Origin of the sequence: Mycobacterium numidiamassiliense, from assembly GCF_900157365.1 — a bacterium.
Classification (GTDB): domain Bacteria; phylum Actinomycetota; class Actinomycetes; order Mycobacteriales; family Mycobacteriaceae; genus Mycobacterium; species Mycobacterium numidiamassiliense.
In genome coordinates this window covers 468,502-494,134 of the sequence record NZ_FUEZ01000004.1, presented here as the reverse complement: position 1 = coordinate 494,134, position 25,633 = coordinate 468,502, and the positions used below count along the sequence as shown (strand labels likewise).

General features: G+C 66.3%; 29 protein-coding genes and 1 tRNA gene. 17 read left to right on the top strand and 13 right to left on the bottom strand.

Annotated features, from left to right (window positions below):
- Positions 1-13: 13 nt before the first annotated feature.
- A tRNA-Pro gene (locus tag MNAB215_RS10775) sits at positions 14-90 on the top strand.
- A 416-nt stretch (positions 91-506) separates the two neighbouring features.
- Complete coding sequence (locus MNAB215_RS10770) at positions 507-968, top strand: hypothetical protein (RefSeq protein ID WP_077078858.1); 462 nt, start codon at positions 507-509, stop codon at positions 966-968.
- A 1-nt stretch (position 969) separates the two neighbouring features.
- Here MNAB215_RS10770 and MNAB215_RS10765 read toward each other — a convergent pair whose 3' ends face one another.
- The 3 genes from MNAB215_RS10765 to MNAB215_RS10755 are packed head-to-tail and all read right to left on the bottom strand — an operon-like array spanning position 970 to position 3,063.
- A complete protein-coding gene (locus tag MNAB215_RS10765; protein WP_108637607.1) occupies positions 970-2,340 on the bottom strand; it encodes a cytochrome P450 in 1,371 nt (456 codons plus the stop codon).
- Positions 2,331-2,711 carry a thiol-disulfide oxidoreductase DCC family protein gene (locus tag MNAB215_RS10760; RefSeq protein ID WP_077078857.1) on the bottom strand — a complete coding sequence of 127 codons (381 nt, stop codon included), beginning with the start codon at positions 2,709-2,711 and terminating at the stop codon, positions 2,331-2,333. The genes MNAB215_RS10765 and MNAB215_RS10760 overlap by 10 nt, the downstream gene beginning before the upstream one ends.
- 49 nt (positions 2,712-2,760) lie before the next feature.
- A complete protein-coding gene (locus MNAB215_RS10755) occupies positions 2,761-3,063 on the bottom strand; it encodes a DUF4193 domain-containing protein (RefSeq protein ID WP_077078856.1) in 303 nt (100 codons plus the stop codon).
- 194 nt (positions 3,064-3,257) lie between these two features.
- Here MNAB215_RS10755 and MNAB215_RS10750 point away from each other — a divergent pair, with 194 nt between their 5' ends.
- Positions 3,258-3,932 (top strand): HAD family hydrolase, encoded by a 675-nt coding sequence (locus tag MNAB215_RS10750; protein ID WP_077078855.1) that lies wholly within the window; start codon positions 3,258-3,260, stop codon positions 3,930-3,932.
- Positions 3,933-3,946: 14 nt separating this feature from the next.
- Here the strand turns inward: MNAB215_RS10750 and MNAB215_RS10745 are convergent, their stop codons facing one another.
- Both MNAB215_RS10745 and MNAB215_RS10740 read right to left on the bottom strand, forming a co-directional pair.
- A complete protein-coding gene (locus MNAB215_RS10745) occupies positions 3,947-4,450 on the bottom strand; it encodes a DUF6328 family protein (protein ID WP_077081916.1) in 504 nt (167 codons plus the stop codon).
- Between the two features lie 95 nt (positions 4,451-4,545).
- Positions 4,546-4,914, bottom strand: coding sequence for an STAS domain-containing protein (locus MNAB215_RS10740; RefSeq protein ID WP_245830247.1), 369 nt, complete (start codon positions 4,912-4,914; stop codon positions 4,546-4,548).
- A gap of 152 nt (positions 4,915-5,066) precedes the next feature.
- Between MNAB215_RS10740 and MNAB215_RS10735 the strand changes: the two genes are divergently transcribed.
- The 6 genes from MNAB215_RS10735 (at position 5,067) to MNAB215_RS10710 (ending at position 10,717) form a co-directional block, all read left to right on the top strand.
- On the top strand, positions 5,067-5,978 hold the full coding sequence (locus MNAB215_RS10735; protein WP_077078853.1) for an STAS domain-containing protein: 912 nt from the start codon (positions 5,067-5,069) through the stop codon (positions 5,976-5,978).
- 22 nt (positions 5,979-6,000) lie between these two features.
- Entirely contained in the window at positions 6,001-6,390 is a 390-nt protein-coding gene (locus MNAB215_RS10730) for an STAS domain-containing protein (RefSeq protein WP_077078852.1), read from the top strand.
- Positions 6,380-6,790 (top strand): ATP-binding protein, encoded by a 411-nt coding sequence (locus tag MNAB215_RS10725; RefSeq protein ID WP_077078851.1) that lies wholly within the window; start codon positions 6,380-6,382, stop codon positions 6,788-6,790. The genes MNAB215_RS10730 and MNAB215_RS10725 overlap by 11 nt, the downstream gene beginning before the upstream one ends.
- Before the next feature lie 2 nt (positions 6,791-6,792).
- Positions 6,793-7,419, top strand: a complete 627-nt coding sequence (locus tag MNAB215_RS10720) for a SpoIIE family protein phosphatase (protein WP_077081915.1) — start codon at positions 6,793-6,795, stop codon at positions 7,417-7,419.
- Complete coding sequence (locus tag MNAB215_RS10715) at positions 7,416-9,641, top strand: SpoIIE family protein phosphatase (protein WP_077078850.1); 2,226 nt, start codon at positions 7,416-7,418, stop codon at positions 9,639-9,641. The genes MNAB215_RS10720 and MNAB215_RS10715 overlap by 4 nt, the downstream gene beginning before the upstream one ends.
- Before the next feature lie 116 nt (positions 9,642-9,757).
- Entirely contained in the window at positions 9,758-10,717 is a 960-nt protein-coding gene (locus MNAB215_RS10710) for an iron-containing redox enzyme family protein (protein WP_425436438.1), read from the top strand.
- Here MNAB215_RS10710 and MNAB215_RS10705 read toward each other — a convergent pair.
- From MNAB215_RS10705 to MNAB215_RS10685, 5 genes are read right to left on the bottom strand one after another with little or no spacing between them, the layout of a single operon-like run.
- Complete coding sequence (locus MNAB215_RS10705) at positions 10,665-10,919, bottom strand: CDGSH iron-sulfur domain-containing protein (RefSeq protein WP_077078848.1); 255 nt, start codon at positions 10,917-10,919, stop codon at positions 10,665-10,667. The genes MNAB215_RS10710 and MNAB215_RS10705 overlap by 53 nt on opposite strands.
- Entirely contained in the window at positions 10,916-11,572 is a 657-nt protein-coding gene (locus MNAB215_RS10700; RefSeq protein WP_077078847.1) for a HemK2/MTQ2 family protein methyltransferase, read from the bottom strand. Before MNAB215_RS10700 ends, MNAB215_RS10705 begins: the two co-directional genes overlap by 4 nt.
- A 55-nt stretch (positions 11,573-11,627) precedes the next feature.
- Positions 11,628-12,182, bottom strand: coding sequence for a type 1 glutamine amidotransferase domain-containing protein (locus tag MNAB215_RS10695; RefSeq protein WP_077078846.1), 555 nt, complete (start codon positions 12,180-12,182; stop codon positions 11,628-11,630).
- Positions 12,183-12,214: 32 nt separating this feature from the next.
- Entirely contained in the window at positions 12,215-13,201 is a 987-nt protein-coding gene (locus tag MNAB215_RS10690; protein WP_077078845.1) for an LLM class F420-dependent oxidoreductase, read from the bottom strand.
- A gap of 39 nt (positions 13,202-13,240) precedes the next feature.
- Positions 13,241-13,705, bottom strand: coding sequence for a GatB/YqeY domain-containing protein (locus tag MNAB215_RS10685; protein ID WP_077078844.1), 465 nt, complete (start codon positions 13,703-13,705; stop codon positions 13,241-13,243).
- A gap of 65 nt (positions 13,706-13,770) precedes the next feature.
- On the opposite strand from MNAB215_RS10685, the gene MNAB215_RS10680 reads away from it, so the two are divergent.
- From MNAB215_RS10680 to MNAB215_RS10660, 5 genes are read left to right on the top strand one after another with little or no spacing between them, the layout of a single operon-like run.
- Entirely contained in the window at positions 13,771-15,039 is a 1,269-nt protein-coding gene (locus tag MNAB215_RS10680; RefSeq protein ID WP_165691634.1) for a DUF7847 domain-containing protein, read from the top strand.
- Positions 15,040-15,052: 13 nt separating this feature from the next.
- Entirely contained in the window at positions 15,053-15,706 is a 654-nt protein-coding gene (locus MNAB215_RS10675) for a DUF4129 domain-containing protein (RefSeq protein WP_077078843.1), read from the top strand.
- Positions 15,688-16,857, top strand: coding sequence for a DUF4350 domain-containing protein (locus MNAB215_RS10670; protein ID WP_077078842.1), 1,170 nt, complete (start codon positions 15,688-15,690; stop codon positions 16,855-16,857). The genes MNAB215_RS10675 and MNAB215_RS10670 overlap by 19 nt, the downstream gene beginning before the upstream one ends.
- Positions 16,854-17,831 carry an AAA family ATPase gene (locus MNAB215_RS10665; protein WP_077078841.1) on the top strand — a complete coding sequence of 326 codons (978 nt, stop codon included), beginning with the start codon at positions 16,854-16,856 and terminating at the stop codon, positions 17,829-17,831. The genes MNAB215_RS10670 and MNAB215_RS10665 overlap by 4 nt, the downstream gene beginning before the upstream one ends.
- A complete protein-coding gene (locus MNAB215_RS10660) occupies positions 17,831-19,165 on the top strand; it encodes a DUF58 domain-containing protein (protein WP_077078840.1) in 1,335 nt (444 codons plus the stop codon). The genes MNAB215_RS10665 and MNAB215_RS10660 overlap by 1 nt, the downstream gene beginning before the upstream one ends.
- Before the next feature lie 13 nt (positions 19,166-19,178).
- Here MNAB215_RS10660 and MNAB215_RS10655 read toward each other — a convergent pair whose 3' ends face one another.
- A complete protein-coding gene (locus tag MNAB215_RS10655; protein ID WP_077078839.1) occupies positions 19,179-20,180 on the bottom strand; it encodes a stage II sporulation protein M in 1,002 nt (333 codons plus the stop codon).
- A gap of 77 nt (positions 20,181-20,257) precedes the next feature.
- On the opposite strand from MNAB215_RS10655, the gene MNAB215_RS10650 reads away from it, so the two are divergent.
- The gene (locus MNAB215_RS10650) at positions 20,258-21,142 is read left to right on the top strand and encodes an RDD family protein (RefSeq protein WP_077078838.1); all 885 of its coding nucleotides are present in this window, start codon (positions 20,258-20,260) and stop codon (positions 21,140-21,142) included.
- Between the two features lie 11 nt (positions 21,143-21,153).
- Here the strand turns inward: MNAB215_RS10650 and MNAB215_RS10645 are convergent, their stop codons facing one another.
- Complete coding sequence (locus MNAB215_RS10645; protein ID WP_077078837.1) at positions 21,154-21,546, bottom strand: hypothetical protein; 393 nt, start codon at positions 21,544-21,546, stop codon at positions 21,154-21,156.
- Between the two features lie 183 nt (positions 21,547-21,729).
- Between MNAB215_RS10645 and MNAB215_RS10640 the strand changes: the two genes are divergently transcribed.
- On the top strand, positions 21,730-22,449 hold the full coding sequence (locus MNAB215_RS10640) for a PadR family transcriptional regulator (RefSeq protein WP_077078836.1): 720 nt from the start codon (positions 21,730-21,732) through the stop codon (positions 22,447-22,449).
- Between the two features lie 47 nt (positions 22,450-22,496).
- On the opposite strand, the gene glpK is transcribed toward MNAB215_RS10640, so the two are convergent.
- Complete coding sequence (gene glpK / locus MNAB215_RS10635) at positions 22,497-24,059, bottom strand: glycerol kinase GlpK (protein ID WP_165691564.1); 1,563 nt, start codon at positions 24,057-24,059, stop codon at positions 22,497-22,499.
- Positions 24,060-24,152: 93 nt separating this feature from the next.
- On the opposite strand from glpK, the gene MNAB215_RS10630 reads away from it, so the two are divergent.
- A complete protein-coding gene (locus tag MNAB215_RS10630; RefSeq protein ID WP_077078834.1) occupies positions 24,153-25,625 on the top strand; it encodes a glutamate-cysteine ligase family protein in 1,473 nt (490 codons plus the stop codon).
- The last annotated feature ends 8 nt before the right edge of the window (positions 25,626-25,633 follow it).

The following is a 25,633-nucleotide window of genomic DNA, read 5'->3' as shown; positions in this document are numbered from 1 at the left end:
TCGAAGCTTCAGGCGGGGTGTGGCGCAGCTTGGTAGCGCGCTTCGTTCGGGACGAAGAGGCCGTGGGTTCAAATCCCGCCACCCCGACCATTGTCACAGCTGGTATCCGGTCAGCGAATCAACTGCCCGCCGGGTAGACCGGCACACCGCGAGAATCTTGCAGAAACGCGCGCAGCGCGCCGGATATGCGGACGCGACCAAGTCCGGACGCGACGTGCGGGCGACCGTCGCTCGCCTCGGGTGATCGGCTGAGTGACGTGGTGACGGCTTGCGGTTCCATCGCGGCCTCCGGTAGCCAAATCGCACGCTTGGTATCGATACCGTCAGCGTGCGGCCCACGCCTGGAGGGATTCTCAACGGTTTCGCAATGAGCGCGTTTCTGGTCGAGTCGCTGCGGCAGGTACCCGGCGTTAGACTTTGCTGGCATGGCGCTGGTGAGACCATCCTCCGAAGAGAGGGGCCCCGATGGGGCGCGCCGAGATGACTTTCCCCATCACCCAACTCTGGTGGAAATCGCGCAGCGGCAGCGGGAGATTGAGGCCTGGGAGACGTTGAACGCCGACGGTTACCGGTTCGCCAAATCGGGCGCCATTGTGGCCTTTGTGGTGACCGCCGTTGCGGTGTTTCTCACCGTCACCCCGGTGCCCCCGAACTGGCCGTGGAACGTTCCCATGTCCATACTGGCCATCTTCGCGGCGGTCGCGATGGTGGTATGTGGCCTGCTGTGGCTCGATCAGCCCCGCGTCGGCCCCCGCCCCGAGTTGCTGGGGATCGTGCCGTTCTCCCGGGCCGAAAACCTGCATCTGATGGGCGAGCAGGCGATCGAGCCCTACTACGCCTCGTGTCCCTGCCCCGGATGCGGCGACGAATGTACGCATTTGCTCCGCAGAACCGCCGATGACGAGCCGCAATGGGCGGCCGTCACCCGGCACTGCCGAGTATGCGAGCGGGAGTGGGCGCAAGCCTGAATTATATTGGTAGGCAGCGTGTCTCGCGCGGCCGGAATCGCACCCGGGTTCCGTGGGCAGGTGCCAGCATTATCGAGCGCCGCACGATCTTTTCAGGCCTTTCGTCGACGGCGCTGAATTCGCCTTCTCGCAGTAGGACATGCGTGACGGTGATCAGCTCGCGCATGGAGAAGCTGGCGCCCAGGCAGCGTTTGATGCCGCCGCCGAATGGAACCCACGCATACGTCTGCGGTCGCGTGCCCAGGAATCGCTCGGGCCGAAACTCATTCGGATGCTCGTACATGCGTGCGTCGCGGTTGATGGCAATGATGTGGACGACGATTCGGGTGCCGGCGTCGACGCGGTAGCCGCCAATGGGAAACGGTTGAGCGGCAACGCGAGCGGTGAAGGGCGCGGGCGGACGTATCCGTAGGGTCTCGTTGATCACCGCGGTGGTGAACTCTTCGCCCCCGCTCCTGGCTTCGGCTTGCACCCGTCGTAACGCGTCGGGATCGTGCAGCAGCAGGTCGAAGGCCCATGCCAGGGTGGTCGCGGTGGTTTCGTGGCCGGCCAGCATCAGGGTGATCAGGTCGTCGCGAATCTCGTTGTCCGACAGTGGCTCTCCGTCGTCGCCGCGCGCGCACATGAGCAGGGCCAGAACATCGAGTTGCCGGGTCAGATCCGGATCATTTCGGCGCTGCGCGATCAGCGGCATCACGACGGCGTCTATCGCCCTGTTGGCCCGTGCCCGCTGCGGCCAGACCCGCAGTGCGCCCGCGCGGCGCAGTGCGTATCGGACGGTCAGCTGCTCGGAAACCCCGAGGTTCAACAGCCTTTCGAATGGCTGGCCCAATCGGCGCACCTCGTCGGGATCATCGACGCCGAAGATGACCTTGACGATGATGTCCAGCGTCAAAGAGCGTGCGGCCGTGAGCATTTCGAACGGGCGGTCGACGGGCCAGCTGCGCGTCGCCATGCGCGCAGAGTTCTCCATGATCGGCACGTAACTGCTCAACGCGGCGCCGTGTAGCGCAGGTGTCAAGAGTCGGCGCCGCCGAAGGTGCTCGGGCTCCTCCTGGACGAACATCGATCTGGACCCGTAGATCGCGGCCGCGGGTCCCACGCCCTCCCCGCCGAGCAGGACATCGGGCGCAGCGGTGAAGACCTGCTTTACCAACTCTGGATCGGACACGATCGCGACGTTGCCCAGACTGAGAATGGGCATCGTCATTATCGGTCCGTACCGGCGTATCAACCGCAGCATTCGACGCTCGCCACCCACCAGATAGGCCAGCGCATACGCCGCGGCGAAAGCTACCCGAAACGGGCGCGGAGCGGGCAAACCGGGTGGCCGGCGTACGGCATTGCGGTCGGCCGGGGCGATTACGCGCACCGCTCAGGCTGCGCCTCGCAGAGCGGTGTCACGCCGCGAAAGTGGTATCGGTGCGTCGCCACCCAGCGGTAGACGACGTTCTGCAGCCAACCAACGCCGGGAATTCGATAGATCCACAACGGCAATCGGGTGCCCAGCGCCGCGGACAACGCGGCATTCATCGCGAGGGCACCGGCGAAGATCTCCCCGGAAGAGTCCAGCCACCACGCCGACTCGGAAAACCGGCCGTCGGTGCTCCGGAGCAGCTCGGCGATCGCGGGTGTCTGGAACGGTTCGATTCGTAGCTGGCCCGTCCGATCCCACCGGGCCAGCCGGTTGACCGCCCGGGTGCACATGCCGCATCGGCCGTCGAACGCCAAAATGCCGGGCATACCGAGATTTTACGTCCGCACTGCCGGCTACGGCTATCGCCGGTTTCGGTTACGCGCAGTCAGCGCACACCGCCAGCCCAGAGCCAGTGGTGCGCATGCGGCTGCGGTGCTGCACCAGGAAGCAGCTCGAGCAGGTGAACTCGTCGGAGCGCTGCGGGATCACCGTCACGGACAGTTCTTCGCCGGACAAATCGGCATCGGGCGCCTCGAAAAAGATGACCTCACTGGGATCTTCGTCGGTGACCGCCGCGGTCGCGCTGGGCAGGTTGGATGCCAGCTCCCGTATCACGGACGGGTCGGAGACCTCGGGGTCGGGCGCGCGGCGTGCGTCGTAATCAGTTGCGGTCGCCATGGGTGTTCCTCCCTACTCGGTACCGGGTTGACGCACTTCCCTGTACTCACCCGTGGCAGAGTCGATACCCCGTTCGGGTACGCCCTACACGCGTTGAATTAATAAGATTGCGTGTCCGACAATTCTCGTCATCTGGGCCGTCGCTCGCCCGGATAAAACGTGTCAGCCGGCGCCGGGCCGGGTATGTCCCATCGATGAATTCCCCAGCGGTGTTGTTCGACGTCGACGGGACGCTGGTGGACTCCACCTACCTGCACGTCTACGCGTGGCAGTGCGCCTTTGATGACGTGGGCGTGCCAATTTCGGCCTGGCAGTTGCACCGTTGCATCGGCATGGACGGCTCAATGCTGGTGCGCACGCTGTCCCACGACGCGCCATCCGAAGTGCAGGACCGGCTCAGCGATGCCCACGGCCACTACTACCGCGAAGTCTCATCACGGCTGGCTCCACTGCCCGGTGCACGGGAATTGCTGCACCGCGTAGCCGATTTGGGTCTACAGGTCGTCCTGGCCAGCTCGGCACCCGACGACGAACTCGACACCCTGCGCAAGGTGCTCAGTTGCGACGACGTCATTGCCGAAACCACGTCATCGCGTGACGTCGACACCGCCAAACCGGATCCCGGAATCGTGCAGGTCGCGCTGGACCGAGCCGGTGTCACTGCCGAACAAGCCGTGTTTGTCGGCGATGCCGTGTGGGACGCGCAGGCCGCCGCCTCGGCGGGGTTGCCGTGCATCGGGCTCCTGAGCGGCGGCATCTCCGCGGCTGAGTTGGCGGCAGCAGGTGCGGCACCGATCTTCGCCGACCCGCAGGATCTCCTCGATCATCTGGATTCCACCCGGATCGCGGCACTGACGACCCGGCGCTGACTCGTTTCGCGGCTCTACTCGACGCGGCTGCCGCGCAGCTTCAGCGGCAGGATCAGCCAGAACACCGTGAACAGCAGGAGCGCACACGCCCCGGCGGCCAGGCCGGCATGCCGGCCGGAAACCGCCGCGAAAATGATGACCGTCATCCCGCTCATCGCGAATCCCAGCAGCGCCAGCCCGGTAAAGGCGCACCGGTGTGCCGCCAACACCACCACCTGCAGCAGATGGCGCCGGAACAGCATTCGGTGCATGGCCACCGGCGCGATGAGCAGCACCGTCGCGGCCACCGAGCATCCCACCGTCGCGAGGTAAACCATTCGCATGGGCTGGCTGAGGATGTCGAAACGCTGCTGAAACGGCAGGGTCAGTAAGAACCCGGTGAGCAGTTGCACCCCGGTCTGCACCACGCGCAGCTCTTGCAAAAGGCTGTTCCAGTTGCGGTCCAGCCGTTCGATCTCGGTTTCGCCGCGTTCGGCGCGATCCCATTGCTGGTCGTCTTGCGGATGATCGACATCCATGGCCGTGATCATCGCACCGCGGCCGGGGGTAATCCCCGAGGCACGGCCTTTCGCTCACGACCTGACGTAACTCGGGCAGGTCATGCCGGCCGGGCCTAGCGGTTGAGCTTGCCGTCCCGGACGCCGGTCAACGCGTCGTCCAACGTCGGGTACAACGGGAACGTCTTGTCCAAACCGGTCAGGTGAATGGGGCGTCGTGTCGCCGGTCCACGCGCGACCACTCCGAACTCAGTCGTTTCACCGAGCTTCTCGTAGGTCGCCGCGAGAATTTTCAGCCCGACCGAGCCGAGAAACTCCACCCCAGACAGATCGATGACCAGCGCCGTCGGCCCTTCGGCAACCACCGCACTGATCGCTTGCTCGAGGGCGGGTGCGGTGACCAAGTCGATTTCACCGCTGACACTGACCACGGACACCCCATCGTGGTCCGCAACCAACGTGGTAATCGAATCAGGAGCTGACAATGGCGATCCTTCGTCTGGGCCTTAAGTGTGGTGCAAGCCTAACCTGCCTGGCGAACTGCGAGAAGAAGAAGACCTCAACACCTGCCTCGCGACAAGCCAGGCTAGTCTCCCCGTAGAACGTGCGCACTGCGACGCGGCACTCGGGAGGCCAAATGTCAGATTCGCCGTCAGACTTCATCGGCACCGGCACTACGACTCAGACGACTCAGACGACCAGCATCTCCAGTGAAGGTCTGCTGCCCCAGCTCGTCCAGCACCTGCGCCAGAACCGGACCGTTTTGCGCGAAGAGTGGGCCCGCCGGATCACCGAGGCCGAACTGCTGACGGCGATGACCCCCGAAGAGCTGTTCTCCGAAGCCACAGCGGTCTATGACAACTACGTCGAGGTGCTCGAGACCGGTAGCGTCGAGGCCCTGCAGGCGTATGCACGGGATCTGTCGGAACGCATCATCCCGCGAGGCGTAGAGACGGACGAGGTGCTCGGCATCGTGCTGCTGCTGCGCGACGTGCTCGCGCGCTCGTTGTTCGAGAAGTATCAGACCGACTTCGAGATGCTCAACCGGGTTTTGGACGCCTACGAGCCGGCCGCCAACCGCATCGCCAACACCGTGGGCGTCAGCTTCGTCCAGGAACGCGAGCGCATCATCCGCCAGCAGCAGGAGGCCATCCGCGAGCTGTCGACGCCGGTGCTGCAGGTGCGTGAACAGCTGCTGATTCTGCCGATCATCGGTGTGCTGGACAGCCAACGGGCCCGCCAGGTTACCGAACAGCTGCTGCGGGCCATCCGCGCGAACCGCGCGAAAGTGGTGGTCATCGACATCACCGGTGTGCCGACCATCGACTCCACGGTGGCTAACCACCTGGTGCAGACAGTTGATGCGTCCGGCCTGATGGGCGCGAGCGTGATCATCACCGGCTTGTCGTCGGAAATCGCCCTGACGCTGGTAACTATCGGACTGGACCTTTCGAAGATGAACGCCGTCGGTGACTTGCAGGGTGGCATCGAGGAAGCCGAGCGCCTGCTGGGCTACGAGGTCACGCGCACCGGCGAGCAGACCGGGTGAAGACAACTAGCACGGGCCCCGTATGCCAGTACCGATCCTGAAACAGGGCGCGATCCTTATCGCGACGGTGCAGGCCGCGCTCTCCGACTCCGACACCGAACGACTGCGCTACGACCTCATGGAGCAGGTCAGCCGCTTCCGTGCGCAGGGCATCATTGTCGACGTCACCGCCATCGACGTGATGGATTCCTTTGCGGCCCGCTCACTGCGGACCATCGCGCACATGACGCGGCTACGCGGAGCGCACACCGTCATCGTCGGGTTGCAGCCGGAGGTGGCCTTTGCGATGGTCCAACTCGGGCTGGCGTTCGACGACATGCACACCGCGCTGGATCTCGAAGAAGGCCTTGCCCTGCTGAATCGCCAGGGTGGACCGGGCAAATCAACGATCGGGCGCGACGGTGGCGTGTGACATCGTCGTCGACATCAAAAACCCCGACGACATCGTCAAAGCCCGCAAAGCCGGGCACCAGCTCGCCCTAGAGCTCGGATTCTCGCTGACCGACGTCACCATGATCGCCACCGCGATCTCCGAGATCGCGCGAAACATCACCAGCTACGCGGGCCGCGGTGCGGTACAGGTCGCGGTGGCCGAGCGCGAGGGCCGCAAGGCGTTGGTGGTCCGCGCCGAAGACGACGGCCCGGGCATCGCCGACATCGAACGGGCGATGGAGGACGGCTACACGACCGGTCGCGGACTGGGCCTGGGCTTGCCAGGTGCGCGACGTTTGATGGACCGGTTGATCGTGGAATCGTCGCTGGGCCACGGAACCGTTGTCGAAATGTGGAAATGGGTTCCGGCCCGTAAATGATCGTGCGTGCGAATGGCCGGCTTGGCCCGATCGAATGGGCGACCGCGGGTCGTCCGTTACCCGGCGAGCGCGAATGCGGTGATCAGCCGCTCGCGATCGGCATCGACTGCGACGCCGCCCTGTTCGGTGTGATCGACGGTCTCGGACACGGGCCGGAGGCGGCGGCCGCAGCCGTGCGCGCCGTCGAGACGCTGCAACGGGCGGCGGGCGAACGGATCGAGGTGTTGGTACAGCTCTGCCATCGCGTGCTGACCGGAACCCGGGGAGTCGCGATGACGCTGGCACGGGTGGACTTCGAGAGCCACACCCTGAGCTGGACCGGGGTCGGCAACGTCAGCGCAGACCTGGTCGTCAAGGACGTGACGGGCATTCACATCCGATCGAGCGTGCGGCTGGCCGCTGGCATAGTCGGCTACCGGATTCCGGAAATCCGTCCGGCGCAAGTTGTTTCGCTTCGCGCTGGCGATCTGATCGTGATCACCACCGACGGCATCGACGAGGACCACCTCGACCACATCGACTTCGCCACGCCCGCCACGGCGATCGCCGAAGAAATGCTAGCCAAGCACGCCAAGGAATCCGACGACGCCATGGTGCTCGCCGCACGTCACCGAGGAACATTGAAATGACCGGCACGGCGGATTTTCGCGCTCAGTATGTCGTTGCGCTCCGGAACTACCTGGCCGCACGCGACGAGGACAGCCTGGGCATCGCCCACGAGCTCGGGCGCCAGGCGCTGCAGGACCAAGTCAGCATGCTCGACATCGTCGAACAGCACGTCCAACTGGTCCTCGAGGTGTCGAAGGACGTCCACACCGACGCACCGGTCGCACTGGAATTCCTGTTGCAGACACTTGCCCCACTGGACGTCGCGACCCGCGGATTTCTCGACGGCACCAAACGCTACGCCGAACAACGGGCCCGCGCCGAAGGCCTCGCCGACCGCGACAAATTCCGTACCGCCCTGGTGAATTCGTTGCAGGAAGGATTTTTCGTCGCCGACCATGCGGGCTCGGTGATCGAGATGAACAAGGCCTTCATCGATATCCTCGGCTATCCCGAAGAGGATTTACCGTATCGCTGGCCGCACCCGTGGTTGGTCGACAAGCAGACCGCGCAGCAACAACAATCCCGAGCCCGCAGCAGCGGCGGCGCCGAATACGAGACCCCGATCCGGCATCGCGACGGCCATCTCGCGTGGGTGACGGTGACCATCAACGCGGTTAAGGAAAACGACAGCGACCGCCAGGTCTATGTCGGGACGATTCGCGACATCACTGCCGAACGGGCTTTTGCCGCAAGGGAATCCGCGGTGCTGCGGCTGGCTACTGCCGTGGCGGTGGCCAAAAGTGTGGCCGAGCTGCTCGCGATCACCCTCGACGAGTGCCGGACGGCCGCCGATGTGCAACGCGTGGTGGCCGTCTCGTGGCCGAGCGGTGAGGGCGAACCGACCGTCCAGGTGGCGGGCGAGCCCGCGGTATCGACGTGGCGTGATCTGGATCCGTGGTTGCGCAACACCTTTTCCGACGCGCGACACCAGCTGCCGCTGACGGCCAAGACCGTCGAGCGGCCGGGCAGTCCGGGCAAGGCACAGGGATTGGTCGCGGTGCTCTCCGGGAGCGGGGACCTCGCGTTGTGGCTGGAGCTGAAAACGCCGCGCTGGATCAGCTCAGAGGATCGGCTGTTGGTCACGGTGCTGATCGGGCACCTGAGCCTGGCCATGCAGCACGTTCGCCAGTTCGAGAGCGCCAGGGAGACGTCGCTGACCTTGCAGCGCGCCATGCTGCCGCCCGTGGAACCTCCCTCCGGGTTTGCGGTGCGCTACGAGCCCGCCGTCCCGCCGCTGGAGATCGGCGGCGACTGGTATGACGTGCTGCCGATTGGCGACCAGCGGATCGGGATCGTCGTCGGCGACTGCGTGGGCCGCGGTCTGCCGGCGGCGGCGATCATGGGTCAGCTGCGCAGCTCGGCGCGAGCGCTGCTGATCAACGGCGCCGAACCCGCACGCCTGCTCGAGCAACTCGACTCGGCCGCCTCGCTCATTCCAAATGCCTACTGCACCACGGTATTTCTTGCGGTGCTGGATACCGATACGGGGACCTTGCACTACAGCAATGCCGGTCATATGCCCGCCATCATCGCCAGCCCCGAGTCCAGCACGTCGCAGCTCAACGACGCCCTGTCGGTTCCGCTCGCGGTCCGCCGCGACCAACCCCGCCCGCAGGCCTCCTGCGTGCTGGCGTTCGGATCGACGCTGATGCTGTTCACCGACGGCCTGGTCGAACGTAAGCATGAGTCGATCGACGACGGAATCGACCGCGCGGGAGCGGTTTTAGTGGAGACGTCGCAGTTGCCCCTGAGCGGCATCGCGGATGTGATGTTGCGCGAGCTGTCCCCGGCGGCTGGGTACGACGACGACGTCGCAATGGTGTTCTACCGTCGCCAGCGACCGCCGCTGCGGATCGAAAGTGCCGCCGCCGCTGATGAATTGGCAGACGTCCGGCATCGGCTTGCCGACTGGCTACGCGAAGCTGACGTCCCAGGTACCGCGATCGACGACATCGTGCTGGTCATCAACGAGGCCTGCACCAATTGCGTCGAGCACGCCTACCGCGGACACGACGTCGGTACCATGCTGCTCGAGGTGAAAATCGTCGACGCCGAGATCCAGGCGCGGATCACCGACTCCGGTTCCTGGAAGACGCCCAAGATCAACCCCGGCAACAGCGGGCGGGGTCTGGTGCTGATGCGGATCCTCAGCAACACGATGGAGATCACCAGCAGCCCGACCGGGACGACGATCGAGATCACCTTCCGGCCGCCGGCCGGGGCCGAGCCGGTCGAGGACTGATACTCCCAGCGGCGTTCCACAGTTTGCCTTGCCCCCATCGTGGTAAGTACTCAGACGTGACACGTACATCGATCACGGTTGAACCCCGTCTACCAGCGGCACAAGGACCGCTGTCGATGGCTGTGCGTCGCGCCTTGGCCGGGCCGCCGTCACACGAGCAGCTCGCTAGTGTCGTCGCATCCGTGCGTGACTCGGATCCTTATGGGCTGGACCTGCAGCTCGCCTTGTGCATGTGCTACGAGCTGCACTACCGCGGATTCGCGGGGGTGGACCCGACCTGGGAGTGGAACCCCGAACTGCTGCGCCTGCGCGCCGAACTCGAGCGTGCATTTTTGGCGGGGGTGCGCCGCGACGTCGGTCCCATCGAACCCGACCACACCTCGGCACGGGAAATGGACGCGATCTCCATCGAACCGGTGGACGGCGCCGGCCCGTCCTATCACCTCCGCGATCGGGGAACCTGGCCGCAAATGCGCGAATACTTCGTGCACAGATCCCTGTATCACCTCAAAGAGGGTGATCCGCACGCCTGGGCGATTCCGCGGCTGACGGGCGGCGCGAAGGCCGCGTTTGTGGCGATCGAATTCGACGAGTACGGCGCGGGCCAACCCCAGCGGCTGCATCAGCAGCTCTTCGCCGATCTGCTGGAAGCGGCAAATCTGGACTCGAGCTATCTCGGCTACCTTGACGCGGTCCCCGCCGAGGCGCTGGCGGCGGTGAATTTGATGTCGATGTTCGGCCTGCACCGGCGGCTGCGAGGCGCCGCGATCGGCCACTTCGCGTCGACGGAAATCACCTCACCGCCGGGCTCGCAGCGGATGGTTCAGGCCCTGCATCGGCTGGGCGCACCGATGGCCTGCGTCGCGTTCTACGGCGAGCACGTCGAGGCCGACGCGGTGCACGAACAGGTGGTGCGCCTCGACGTGGTCGGCGACCTGGTTGCCCACGAACCGAAGCTGGATCACGATGTGGTGTTCGGGATTCGGGCGCACGCGGTGGTCGAAAATCGCTTGGCGGACAAGATCATGGGGTGTTGGAACCTGGATCAGCCGTCGTTGCGGGTGCCGTTGAGTTAGCTTCTGGGGCAACAGCTTCAGCAACGCGGCAGCGCCGGTGGCTGGTGTCGCAGAGGGGGTATTGCTTACTTCGCCCGCAGCCGCAGATGGCCACCATGAAGCGGTCGGACTCTACGACCCGGCCGTCGGGCACCTCGATGCGCACCGGACCCGGTATCAGCACGGGACCTTTGGGTATCACGCGTACCCGCATACCCGTCATGGCTTGTCCGCCCGGATTACCACTAGTTCTTCCTCGCGGCATCCGCTCCGCAGCAGGCCGATCTGCTCCAGCCACCGTGCCCGTGCCGATAGCACTGGGCCAAATGGAATCCACTGAGAAGCAACGACTTCCGCGGACAGCCCGGTGGATCGCAGCGTGTCGAGCGAACGTCGAGTACCGGCGAAGGCCGACTGCACCAACAGCAGAGAACCGCCGTCGCACAGCAGCTTTGACACCGATGCGCACAGCGGATCCAGCACCATTCGGCCGTCGGGGCCGGCGTTGAACGCCCACGATGGCCCTGCGCCGGGTGGGATCATCTCGACGTCGCCGTCGGCCGGGGTGGGCACGTACGGCGGATTGGACACGACGACGTCGAACGGTGCGCTGTCGAATGCATCCGTCCACGACCCTTCCCGCACGTCAACGTCCACTCCGGCACGGGCCACGTTGGCGCGTGAACACCGCACGGCATGCGCGCAAATGTCGAAGGCAGTGACATCGGCGCAACCCATTTCGGCGGCGGCGATCGCAACGAACCCGCTGCCGGTGCATAGGTCGAGCACCCGGCGATGCCGGATCAGCCCGCTGAGTCGCATCGACTCGACGAGCAAGCGCGAATCGTCTTGCGGCTGGTACACCTCGATCGTCATGCCTTGAATAATCCCCAAAGGCCGTTCACTCAAACGAGACTGACGATTCTGGCTGCTAATTCGCGGCGATGCCGGCCAATTGCGCGATGATCGTGGAGCAAAAAGCGGACAGATCCGCCGGCGAGCGACTGGTGATCAGATTGCCGTCGACGACGACTTCCTCGTCGACGACATGAGCACCAGCATTGCGCAGGTCGGTGCGAATGCTCGGATACGAGGTGAGTGCGCGTCCGGCCGCCACACCGGCCTCCACCAGCGTCCACGGGCCATGGCAGATCGCGGCCACCGGCTTCCCGGATTCGACGAATTCACGGACGAACGACACGGCCGAGGAGTCGTTGCGCAGTTTGTCCGGGTTGACCGTGCCGCCGGGCAGGACCAGGCCGTCGAACTCCGACACCGACGCGTCCGACACCGCGCGGTCGACCGCAAACGTTCCCGCCGGTTCGAGATCGTGTTCCCGCGCCTGGATTTCGCCGGTTTGCAGCGAAAGAACCTCGGTTCGGGCGCCCGCCTTTTCCAGGGCGGCGCGCGGCTGCTCGAGTTCAACTTTCTCAACGCCATCGGCAGCCAAAATGGCTATTGTCTTGCCTTCCAATTTCTTCGACATCACAGTCTCCTTATGCCGATCGTTACGTGTGGTCAGGAGGCGGCCGCGCGCAACGCTTTGAGTAACGGTTCCGCGGCCTCGGCGAGAAACAGTTCTTGCTGCTCGTCGCCGATCTGGATCAACGCGACATCGGTGAATCCGGCCTCCCAGTAGGGACGGACCGCCTCCACGATCGCGTCCAGGTCCGGGCCACACGGAATGCTCGCGGCGACGTCTTCGGGGCGCACGTACTGCGTCGCGCCCGCGAAGCCTGCCGGCGTCGGCAGGTCGGCATTGACCGACCAGCCGCCGCCGAACCACCGGAATTGGTCGTGCGCGCGTTCGATCGCGGTATCGCGGTCGGGATCCCAGCACACCGGTATCTGCCCGATAACCCGTCCGCCTTCGGCGCCGTTAGCGGCCTGACGAGCGCCGTGCCAGGCATCGACCAAGCCTTTGTCGGGCTGCACCGCGACCAGATGGTCGGCGAGCTTGGCGAACTTCTCGACGGCCTTCTGCCCGCCTACCGCCAGCGCGATCCCGACCGCAACCTCGGGTACGTCCCACAGTCGCGCGGAATCCACCTGGAAAAAGTCGCCGCGCCAGTTCACCAACCTGCCACCGAACAGCTCACGGATGATCTTGATGGCCTCGCGCAGCATGTCTTGCCGTTGCGCGATGGCCGGCCAGCCCTTGCCGACGACGTGTTCGTTGAGGTTCTCGCCACTGCCCAGCCCGAGGGTGAACCGTCCGTCGGACAGAATCTGCACGGTGGCCGCCTGCTGCGCCACGACGGCCGGGTGATACCGCATCGTCGGGCAGGTCACATAGGTGTACAAATCCACCTGTTCGGTCGCGTGGGCCACCGCGCCCAGCACCGCCCACGCGTTGGGGGCATGGCCCTGGGACGTCAGCCACGGCGAGAAGTGGTCGCTGCAGACCTCAAAGTCGAATCCGTGCTCCTCGGCCGAAACCGCATACCGGACAAGGTCTTTGGGTCCGCTCTGCTCGGTCATCAAGGTGTAGCCGAACCTGGTCATACGCCACCGGTTACCCCGGAGTCACAGCGACAAACTCTCCTACAGCCGTTCTTTGACGGCCGCGGAGAGCCGTGCGCCGTCGGCCTTTCCGGCCGCGATCGCGGTCGCCGCCTTCATGACCTGCCCCATCTGCCTGATCCCGGGGCGTTCCCCGATCTCCTCGGCCACCTGGGCGATGGCGGTGTCGACGACGTCGGCCACCTCGGCCTCGGTCAGCGGGGTGGGCAGGTATTCGTCGATGATTCGCGCCTCGGCGTGCTCGGTGGCGGCCAGTTCCCCGCGGCCGTTCTGCGTATAGATCTCGGCCGACTCGGCGCGCTTGCGGGCTTCTTTGGCCAGCACCTTGAGGGTTTCGTCGTCGGAGAGCTCTTTGGCCTGCTTGCCGGAGACTTCCTCGGTCTGGATCGCGGCCAGCAGCATGCGCAGGGTCGCCGTCCGCAACTTATCCTGGGCCTTCATCGCCTGTGTCAGGTCCGCCCGGATCCGGGATTTGAGTTCCGCCATGCTTGAGACGCTACGCGTCCCGGCGCGCCGCAGACTGCGCAGGCCAGCGGGCGCGGGACGCGGACCTGCGGAAGATTGTGAAATGCCCCGACCGTCGACAGGATGGAGTCCATGACCTACGACGACGGTTGCTGGCAACGGTGAGCGTGCCGCCGCCCGGCTATCCGCAACCCGGGTATGGCCCACCGCCGGCTTACGGGGGCCCACCGCCCTATGGCCCACCCGGCTACGGCGTGCGACCCTACGGCCAGCCCGGGTACGGGCCGCCGCCGTACGGCCCACCCGGCTATGGCCCGCCGCCCGGTTACGGCCCGCCACCTGGGTATGGCGCGCCACCGGGCTACGGCCCCGGCCCGGTTCCCGGAGCGCTCAAACCCGGGATCATCCCGTTGCGGCCATTGACCCTGAGCGAGATCTTCAACGGTTCCGTCGGCTACATCCGCACGAATCCGAAGGCGACGCTGGGACTGACCGCGATGGTGGTTGTGGTCATGCAGATCATTTCGCTGGCCGCCACAGTGGGACCGCTGGCCTCCTACGAGAGGGTCTCGATCGATCAGCCGGACACGCCCCACTTTGGCGTGATGGGCGCCTGGCTGGCATCGGTGGCCGGCGGCCTGCTGGTCACCTGGCTGGGCAGCATGTTGCTGTCCGGCATGCTCACCGTCATCGTCGGTCGGGCGGTGTTCGGGTCGTCGATCAGCATCGGCGAGACCTGGGCCAAGATTCGTGGCAGGCTGCTCCCCCTGCTCGGCTTGGCAGCTGTGGAAGCAGCGGTGCTGGGGGCCCTGGTCGGACTCGTGGTGGTGTTCGTCGCCGTGGTGGCGGCGCTGGGCAATGGCGTCGCCGCGGTGCTGCTGGGTATTCCGTTGGTGCTGGCCGTGATCGCGGTAGCGGTGTACCTGTACACGGTGGTGTTGTTCGCGCCCGTACTGATCGTGCTCGAGAGGCTGTCCGTGATCGATGCGATCACCAGATCTTTCTCGCTGGTGCGCAACGGCTTCTGGCGGGTGCTCGGCATCCGGGTGCTGACGTACATCGTCGCGAGCGTCGTCTCCGGCGCGGTCGCGGCACCGTTCAGCATCGTCAGCCAGGTGATGATGGTCGGCGGGGTGTCCACTGGAGCTCTGCTGGCCGGCACCACGATTGCGGCCATCGGTGGCGCGATCGGTCAGATCATCACCGCGCCGTTCAACGCCGGCGTGATCGTGCTGCTCTACACCGACCGGCGCATGCGGGCCGAGGCTTTCGACCTGGTCCTGCAAAGCGGCGCCGCCGGCGGATCCTATGCGGGCACGTCCACCGACAACCTCTGGCTGACCCGGCCGGCGTGAGGATCAGCTGACAGTGCCTTCTATCGACATCGACCGCGATGCCGCGCACCAGGCCGCACAGGCCGAGCTCGACAAGCCGGTCTATACCAAGGCTTCTGCGGGACAGCAATTCGTCGACTGGATCAACGAATTGCTGTACCGGATGATTCAGCAGACCGCGTCGATACCCGGCGGATGGTTCACCACCACCGTCTTGCTGATCCTGCTCGTGATCGCGGTGATCGCCGTTGTCCATCTCGCGCGACGAACCATGCGCACCAGGCGTGGCGGCGACTACGTATTGTTCGAGGCCGCGCAGCTCACCGCGGCCCAGCATCGCGCGACCGCTGAAGACTATGCCGCGGAAGGAAATTGGACAGCCGCGATCCGGCACCGGTTGCGCGCGGTGGCCCGCCAGCTGGAGGAGACCGGCGTACTCGGGCCCGCACCCGGACGCACCGCCAACGAGCTGGCCGCCGACGCCGGCGCCGCCCTGCCGCATCTGGCGGGCGAATTATCGCAGGCGGCAACGGCATTCAACGACGTCACCTACGGGGAACAGGCCGGGACCCAGTCCGCCTATCGGATGATCGCCGATCTCGACGACCACCTGCGCTTCCGGGCACCCGCGGCGGCCTCGGCGGGCGGCCATACCGCGGCGGTCGATTCATGGGCACGGGTCCGCTGATGACGACCACCGGTGCACATCCGGAGGCGACGGCGAGTGGACCGGCGAGCCGATGGCGTTCGTGGCGCCTGGCGATACTGCTGCTTGTCGTGCTCGCGGTGGTCGCGGGGATCGGCGCGTACTTGACCACACCGCGGCTCGGTGACCGGATGGATCCGGAGTCCACCCAGCCCGACGGCGCGCATGCTCTGGTGACGCTGCTACGCCAGGGCGGTGTCGAGGTGGTGGCGGCCGATACCATCTCCGACGTCGAACACGCTGCCCGTGCCGACACGCTGATCCTGGTGGCGCAGAGTCAGTATCTGACCGACGACACACTCCTGGACCGGCTCGCCAAGGCGCCCGGAGATCTGCTGCTCGTCGAACCGACGGCGCGAACCCGCGAGGCGCTGATGCCGGGTATGCGCATCTCGCCGGCCAGCAACTTCGATAGCGACCCGAATTGCACGCTGCGAGAAGCGACTCGGGCCGGCTCGGTACGGTTTGGGCCCAGCAACACCTACCACAGCACCGACAGCCGGACCGTGACCAGTTGCTACGACGGGGTGCTGATCCGATATCGCGACGGTGGGCGGACGATCACCGTGGTCGGCAGCACCGACTTCATGACCAACGACGGCCTGCTACAGGCGGGCAATGCGGCGCTGGCGATGAACCTCGCGGGTGACCGGCCCCGCGTCATCTGGTATGCCCCGCACCGCGTCGAGGGTGAAACATCCTCTGCGTCAACGATTACGGACCTGATTCCGGACAACGTCGTGTGGGTGGTCTGGCAGCTGTGGCTGGTCGTATTACTGATTGCGCTGTGGAAGGGCCGCCGGCCCGGCCCGCTGGTCGCCGAGCAGCTGCCCGTCGTGGTGCGCGCCTCGGAGACCGTGGAGGGCCGCGGCCGCCTGTACCGATCCCGCCGGGCCCGCGACCGTGCCGCCGACGCGTTGCGCACCGCCACACTGCAGAGACTGCTGCCCCGGCTCGGCCTGGGCCCGCAGGCGCAGCCACAGGCGGTGGTGGCGACGGTGGCCAGGCGCAGCGGTGCCGACGCCGGATTCGTTTCCTACCATCTGTTCGGGCCGCCCCCGGCCACCGACAACGACCTACTCCAGCTTGCCCGTGCGCTCGACGACATCGAAAGGCAGGTCACACACTCGTGACTCAACCGTCCCCGGACTCCACCGCTGTTGCCGAATCGGCGCGAGATGCCCTGCTGGCCTTGCGCGGCGAGCTCGCCAAGGCCGTCGTCGGACAGGAAGGGGTGGTCAGCGGCCTGGTGATCGCCCTGCTCTGCCGCGGCCACGTGCTGCTGGAAGGCGTTCCGGGAGTGGCGAAGACGTTGTTGGTCCGGGCGCTGGCCGCCGCACTGCAACTGGAATTCAAGCGGGTGCAGTTCACCCCTGACCTGATGCCCGGCGATGTCACCGGTTCGCTGGTGTACGACACGCACAGCGCCGCCTTCACGTTTCGGCCCGGCCCGGTATTCACCAATCTCCTGCTGGCCGACGAGATCAACCGCACCCCACCCAAAACGCAGGCCGCGCTGCTTGAAGCGATGGAGGAGCGTCAGGTCACCGTGGACGGCGAAGCCAGAGCGCTACCCGACCCTTTCATCGTCGCCGCAACCCAGAACCCGATCGAATACGAGGGCACCTACCAGTTACCCGAAGCCCAGCTGGACCGCTTTCTGCTGAAGCTGAATGTGGCGCTGCCGCACCGTGATTCGGAGATCGCCATCCTCAGCCGGCACGCGCACGGCTTCGATCCCCGCGATCTGTCCGCCATCGCGCCGGTGGCCGGCCCCGCCGAACTGGCGGCCGGTCGCCAAGCCGTGCAACGGGTATTGATCGCCGACGAGATCCTGGGCTACATCGTCGACATCGTCGGGGCCACCCGCTCCTCGCCTGCGCTGCAACTCGGTGTGTCCCCACGCGGAGCGACTGCCCTGCTCGGCACCGCCCGGTCGTGGGCATGGCTGTCCGGGCGTAACTACGTCACCCCCGACGACGTGAAGGCCATGGCGCGGCCGACGTTGCGGCACCGGGTGATGCTGCGGCCCGAAGCCGAACTCGAGGGCGCCACGACCGACGGTGTGCTGGAGGGGATTCTCGCTTCGGTTCCGGTGCCCCGCTAGTGGTCCTGACTGGGCGCACCGGCCTGCTGGCGCTGATCTGCGTCCTGCCGATCGCGCTATCGCCTTGGCCGGCAAAGGCTTTCGTCACGCTGTTGGTGGCGCTGACGGTGGTGGTGACGATCGACATCGCGCTCGCAGCCGGCACCCGCAGACTGCGCTGTACCCGTTCGCCCGATACCTCCGTCCGGCTCGGCCAGCAGCTCGAGGCGACCCTGTTGATCCACAACGACGGCGGCCGCCGTTTTCGCGGCCAGATCCGCGATGCCTGGCCACCCAGCGCGCGTGCCGAACCCCGGATTCACGCGGTCAACCTCGCGGCCGGACAGCAACACCAAATCCGGACGCTCCTGCGACCGGTCCGCCGGGGCGACCAGCGGGCGGCGGTGGTCACGGCCCGATCGATCGGGCCGCTCGGACTGGCCGGGCGGCAGAGTTCGCAACCGGTGCCCGGGCAGGTCCGGGTGCTGCCGCCGTTCCTGTCCCGCAAGCATCTGCCGTCGCGGCTCGCCAAACTGCGCGAGATCGATGGGTTGCTGCCGACGCTGATCCGGGGCCAGGGCACCGAATTCGATTCGCTGCGTGAGTATGTCGTCGGCGACGATGTGCGCTCGATCGACTGGCGGGCAAGCGCGCGGCGCGCGGACGTCATGGTCCGCACCTGGCGGCCCGAACGCGACCGGCGAGTGGTGCTGGTGCTCGACACCGGACGCATGGCAGCGGGTCGGGTCGGTGTCGATCCGACTTCTATCCGCGCCGAGGCCGATCCCGCGGGGTGGCCTCGACTGGACTGGTCGATGGACGCCGCGCTGCTGCTGGCCGCGCTCGCATCCCGGGCCGGCGACCATGTCGACTTCCTTGCCCACGACCGGGTGACCCGGGCCGCCGTGTTCGGCGCGTCGCGCACCGAACTGCTCGCCCAGCTGGTCGAGGCGATGGCGCCGCTGCAACCGACGCTGGTCGAATCCGATTGGCGGGCAATGGTTGCCGCCATTGCCCGGCGCACCCGGCGACGGTCGCTGGTGGTGCTGTTGACTGATCTGAACGCCACCGCGCTCGACGAGGGCCTGCTGCCGGTACTACCGCAGCTGTCCGCCAAGCACCACGTGATGCTGGCCGCGGTGGCCGATCCGCGTGTCGACCAGATGGCCGCCGGGCGCTCGGATGCGGCCGCCGTGTACGACGCCGCGGCCGCCGAGCGATCCCGCAATGACCGCACCGCAATTGCGGCCCGGCTGCGGCGCAGCGGAGTGGACGTGGTCGACGCCCTGCCGACCGAAATTGCGCCCGCCCTGGCCGACCGGTACCTGGCAATGAAAGCGACTGGCCGGCTTTAACTTTCCGTTCCGCTCACCGTGTCGGTATGACGTCGGGCGCTTCGTCGATGTCGCCGGTCTCGCCCGCCTTCGCGGCACGGCGGCCGAAATACACGATGTAGGACAAGAAAGCCGCCTCGGCGACGATGCCGATACCGACCCGCACGAAGGTCGGCACCGGCGCCGGGGTCACCAGCGCCTCGATCAGCCCCGAGACCAGCAGCACGCCCACCAGTCCCACCGCGACCGACACGACGGCCCGGCCTTGTTCGGCGAGCACCTGACCGCGGGGCCGGTCGCCGGGCGATACCACCGACCACCCCAGCCGCATCCCCGATGCGCCGGCCAGGAACACCGCCGTCAGCTCCAGCAGCCCGTGGGGCAGCAGCAGGCCCAGCAGGATGCCGCCCTTGCCGGCGTGGAACATCAGGCCGGCAATCAAGCCCAGGTTGGCGGCGTTTTCGAACAGCACGAACGGAATCGGGATGCCCAGCAACACCGAGAGCGCGATGCATTGCGCGGCCAGCCACGAGTTGTTCACCCAGACCTGCAGGGCGAACGCCGCGGCCGGGTGTTCGCTGTAGTAGGACGAGACGTCGTGGTTCACCAATTGGTCGATATCACTTGGTGTTCCGACAGCGGCCTGCACCTCGGGGTTGCCGGCGACCCAGCACGCAATAACCACCGCGACGGCGAAAAACGCCACCGCCGTACCCAGCCACCACCGCCAGCTGCGATAGGCGACCACCGGGAACGACACCGTCCAGAACCGGGTGAACGCACTGCTCACCGGCGCGTGCGCACCGGTCACCGCGGACCGGGCCCGCGCGACCAGACTGGAAAGCCGTCCGACCATCAGCGAATCCGACCCGAACGTGCTTGCGGAGCGCAGCGTGGATAAATGGGTCGACGCCCGCTGATAGAGCTCCACGAGTTCGTCGACCTCGGCGCCGGTCAACGACCTGCGCTTCTTGATCAACTGCTCCAGCCGGTCCCAGGTAGCGCGATGGGCCAGCACGAATGCGTCGACGTCCACCCTGGGCAGCCTAATCGCAGTTTTCGCCCGGCCGGATGCGGTCGGTGACACCCGCACAACCTGTACCGTTCGGTGTTATGTCGGAGGTGGTGACCGGGGACGCCGTGGTGCTCGACGTGCAGGTCGCCCAGTTGCCGGTGCGGGCGGTGAGCGCGCTAATCGACATCTCAGTGATCTTCATCTGCTACGTGCTGGCCCTGATGGTCTGGGCGGCGGCGCTGACCCAGTTCGACAGCGCGCTGAGCACGGCCGTGCTGATCATCTTCACGGTGCTGTTCATGGTCGGGTATCCGTTGATCTTCGAAACCGCCACGCGGGGACGGTCGGTGGGCAAGATCGTCATGGGCCTGCGGGTGGTTTCCGACGACGGCGGGCCAGAACGTTTCCGGCAGGCCCTGTTTCGCGCACTCGCGTCGGTCATCGAGATCTGGATGTTCCTGGGCAGCCCCGCCGTCATCAGCAGCATCTTGTCGCCGAAGGCCAAGCGCATCGGCGACATCTTCGCCGGCACCATCGTCGTCAGCGAACGCGCACCCCGGCTGGGGCCGCCGCCGATGATGCCACCCGCACTGGCGTGGTGGGCGTCGTCGCTGCAGCTGTCCGGCCTGGACGCCGGCCAAGCCGAAGTCGCGCGCCAATTCCTCTCCCGCGCACCGCAACTCGATCGCCGCGTACGTCAGCAGATGGCGTACCGGATTGCCGGCGACGTGGTATCCCGGATCGCACCGCCCCCACCGCCCGGTGTTCCGCCGGAGTTGGTGCTCGCCGCGGTCCTCGCCGAACGGCATCGCAGAGAGCTGGCGCGGCTTCGCCCGCCCACGCCGATGGGGCCATGGCCGACGGCACCCACCCCCTGGGCGGTCGGGCCGCAATTCGGTGGTCAGCCCGTCCCGTGGCCCGAGCAGCCGCCTGGGTGGCCGCCGCAGAATCAGCAGTACGGCGGCTTTTCGCCGCCGCACTAGGTCCGCAGCGGCTAGCCGGCGACGCTGGCCGCCATGACGACGACGTCGGCGACCAACAGCGCCCAGCCGAGCAGCGGAACCACGATGCCCTTGCGGCGCTTGGCCGTGAAGAACGAAATGACGATCACGACGAAGGCCACCAGCGGCGCGCCGTAGAACGCGACGCCGAAATCGATTCCCCCATTTCCCAGGTTGGGGCAGTCGTGATCTGCGCAACCGTCGGTACTCATGACGGCGCCGAGGGCGAACAACATCACGATCGCGGAGGCCGGCACCGTCGAGAGCGCCACCCCCCAGTTGACCCACGGCCACATCTGCACGTTGCGGCTGGTTTGGAGCGGCGCCGGGTCCGTTGAGCTGCGAGTTTTGGGCTCAAACGTCACGTTGGACTTATCAGCGTTCATCGCCTTTTCTTTACCCGTCGTCCGCCGGAAACAAACCGGCCGCCGCGCCTGCCGCTACCGCAGGTCAGCCCCACCAGTTCGCCAGGATTGGAATAGACCGTTGCATCGCGATCGTTTTCGATATATCGTGATATTCCGAAGCGCCCATCCGGGGCGCTCTCCCAAAAACGTAAGGACTACACAATGAGCAACCCATTCACTCCACCTGCCAGCCCGTTTGGCGGACGGCCCGGTTTCGGACTCGGTTTCGGACCCGGCCCCGCCGCGCAACGTCGCGCCCTGCACGGCGCCAAGCGGCACGCCCGTCGGGAATTCTTCGAACAGCTCCGCGAGCACGGCGGCGACCAGGGCTTCGGTCCCGGATTCGGCCCTGGCTTCGGCCCAGGCTTTGGCCCGGGCTTCGGTCCCGGTTTCGGCTTCGGCCCGGGCGGCCGGCGCGGCGGATTCCGCCGCGGCGGACCTAACCGCGGAAAGCGCGGCGACGTGCGGGCGGCCATCCTGACGCTGCTTGCCGAGCAGCCGATGCACGGCTACGAGATGATCCAGCAGATCGCCGAGCGCAGCAACGGGCTGTGGAAGCCGAGCCCCGGTTCGGTCTACCCGACCCTGCAGCTGCTCGACGACGAAGGCCTGATCACCGCCAGCCAATCCGAGGGCAACAAAAAGCTTTTCGAGCTGACCGAGGAGGGCCGCGCCGCGGCCGAGAAGATCGAGACCCCGCCGTGGGATGAGATCACCGAAGGCGCCGACCCCGGGCAGGTCAACCTGCGCGCGGCCGTCGGCCAATTGTTCGGCGCGGTAGCGCAATCCGCGCACACCGCCACCGCCGAACAGCAGCAGCGCATTGTCGACATCGTCAACAACGCGCGTCGCGAGATCTACGGCATCCTCGGCGAGGACTGATCGCCACTGAAATGCCCGCCGGCACAACGTTGCCGGCGGGCATTTCGCTACGAGACGTCCACCCAGTCCAGGGTCCGCAGCACCGCCTTACGCCAGCCCGCATATCCCGCTGCCCGCTTGTCCTCGCTCCACGTCGGCGTCCATCTCTTGTCTTCCTGCCAGTTCGCCCGCAGGTCGGATGGGTCGGCCCAGAACCCGACGGCCAGCCCGGCCGCGTAGGCGGCACCCAGCGCGGTGGTCTCGGCGACCACCGGCCGCACCACGTCCACACCCAGTACGTCGGCCTGAATCTGCATGCATAGTTCGTTGTTGGTGATGCCGCCGTCGACCTTCAGGACCTCAAGGCGCACACCGGAATCCGCGGCCATGGCGTCCACCACATCGCGACTCTGGTAGCAGATCGCCTCCAGGGTCGCCCGGGCCAGGTGCGCGTTGTTGTTGAATCGGGATAGCCCGACGATCGCGCCACGGGCATCCGATCGCCAGTAGGGCGCGAACAATCCGGAGAACGCCGGTACGAAATACACCCCGCCATTGTCGTCGACTTGGCTTGCCAGCCACTCACTTTGGGCCGCACCGCTGATGATGCCCAGCTGATCGCGCAGCCACTGGACCGCCGAGCCGGTCACCGCTATCGAACCCTCAAGCGCATAAACGGGTTTGGCATCGCCGAACTGATAGCACACGGTGGTCAGCAGGCCGTTGTCCGACCGCACGATCGACTCCCCTGTGTTGAGCAGCAGGAAATTGCCGGTGCCGTAGGTGTTTTTCGCCTCGCCCGCGGAAAGACACACCTGACCGACCATCGCCGCGTGTTGATCACCGAGCACACCGGTGATCGGCACCTCGCCGCCCAACGGTCCGCTGCCCACGGTGATACCAAAGGGCTCCCGCGGCGATGACGACGCGATCGCAGGCAGCATCTCGCGCGGAATGGAAAAGAACGACAGCAGCTCGTCGTCCCAGTCGAGTGTCTCGAGGTTCATCAACATCGTCCGGCTGGCGTTGGTCACGTCGGTGACATGCACGCCATCCCGCGGGCCGCCGGTGAGATTCCACAGCACCCAGCTGTCGGGTGTGCCGAACAAGGCATCGCCGCTCTCGGCCGCCGCGCGCACGCCGTCGACGTTCTCCAGGATCCACTGCAGCTTCCCGCCGGAGAAATACGTGGCCGGCGGCAGGCCGGCCTTGCGGCGGATCACGTCACCGCGACCATCGCGCTCCAGCGCTGTCGCGATCCGGTCGGTACGGGTGTCCTGCCAGACGATGGCATTGCAGTAAGGCCGCCCAGTGTGCCGATTCCACACCAGCGTGGTCTCGCGTTGATTCGTGATTCCCAGCGCAGCAATGTCTTTCACCGAAAAGCTGACCGAATTCAGCACGGACATCAGCACCGAGCAGGTGCGCTCCCAAATCTCGATCGGATTGTGCTCGACCCAGCCGGCGCGGGGCAAGATCTGCTCATGTTCGAGTTGGTGGCGGGCAACCTCGGTGCCGTCGTGATCGAAGATCATGCAGCGAGTACTGGTGGTGCCCTGGTCGATGGCGGCGATGAACTCGGGCGACTCGGCCAATTGCGCTCCTGAAGGTGGTGAGCTGTGACACTTCATCGTCCATGATGGTGTACCCAGTTACCAGACTCCCGGCCGCTGTTCGGACCGTCACTCTTGCGTTACCGGCGGTAAACCTGTTGCATCGGCGTTGTGGGCGAAGAGGTCAAGCGCACCACGTATGACCGCGCACACCGGCGGGAGTACCGGCGCAAGGTGCAGTTGTGTCTGGACGTCTTCGAGACGATGCTCGCCGAGTCTCGCTTCGATTCCGACCGGCCGCTCACCGGCATGGAGATCGAATGCAACCTCGTCGACGCCGACTATCAGCCCGCGATGTCGAACCGGTTGGTCCTGGAAGCGATCGCGGATCCGGCCTTCCAGACCGAATTAGGCGCCTACAACATCGAATTCAACGTGCCACCCCGGCCGCTGCCGGGCCACACCGGCCTGGACCTGGAAGAAGAGGTGCGGGCCAGCCTCAACGACGCCGAGACCAAGGCCAGCTCGGGCGGGGCCCACATCGTCATGATCGGCATCCTGCCCACGCTGATGCCCGAACATCTCGACGACGGGTGGATGAGCGAGTCGGTACGGTACGCGGCCCTCAACGATTCGATCTTCAATGCCCGCGGTGAGGACATCCCCATTCACATCTCCGGGCCGGAGCCGCTGAGCTGGCAGGCCGCTACCATCGCGCCCGAATCCGCCTGCACCAGTATGCAATTGCATTTGCAAGTGTCCCCGGATGACTTCGCCCCGAACTGGAACGCGGCCCAGGCGATCGCCGGTCCGCAGCTGGCGCTCGGCGCCAATTCGCCCTACTTCTTCGGCCACCAGCTGTGGATGGAAACCCGTATCGAATTGTTCGCGCAGTCCACCGACACCCGGCCGGAGGAGCTGCAGAGCCAGGGCGTGCGTCCGCGGGTGTGGTTCGGCGAGCGCTGGATCACCTCGATCCTCGACTTGTTCCAGGAAAACATCCGCTACTTTCCGTCGCTGCTGCCCGAGTTGTCCGACGAGGATCCGGTTGCCGAGCTGAATGCCGGACGCACCCCGCAGCTCGCGGAACTACGCCTGCACAACGGCACCGTGTACCGCTGGAACCGGCCGGTCTACGACGTTCTCGACGGGCGCCCGCATCTGCGGCTGGAGAACCGGGTCTTGCCGGCCGGGCCCACCGTCATCGACATGCTGGCGAACTCGGCCTTCTATTACGGCATGCTGCGCAGCCTGTCGGCCGCAGAGACCCCGATCTGGAAGGAGATGAGTTTCGCTGCAGCACAACGCAATTTCCTTGAGGGTGCGCAGGCCGGCATGGACGCCCGGCTGCACTGGCCCGATCAGGGCGAGGTGCCGGCGCGGCAATTGATACTCGATACCCTGCTGCCGCTCGCCCACGAAGGGCTGCGCAGCTGGGGCGTCGACACCGAGGTGCGCGAGCGGTTCCTGGGTGTCATCGAGGGCCGCGCCCGCAGCGGGCGCAATGGAGCCAGCTGGCAGATCGCGACGGTCCGCCGGCTGCAGGACGGCGGGATGAGCCGGCCCGCGGCGCTGGCCGAAATGCTGCGCCGGTACTGCGAACACATGCACGCCAACGAGCCGGTGCATACCTGGCCGGCCTAGTCGCGAGT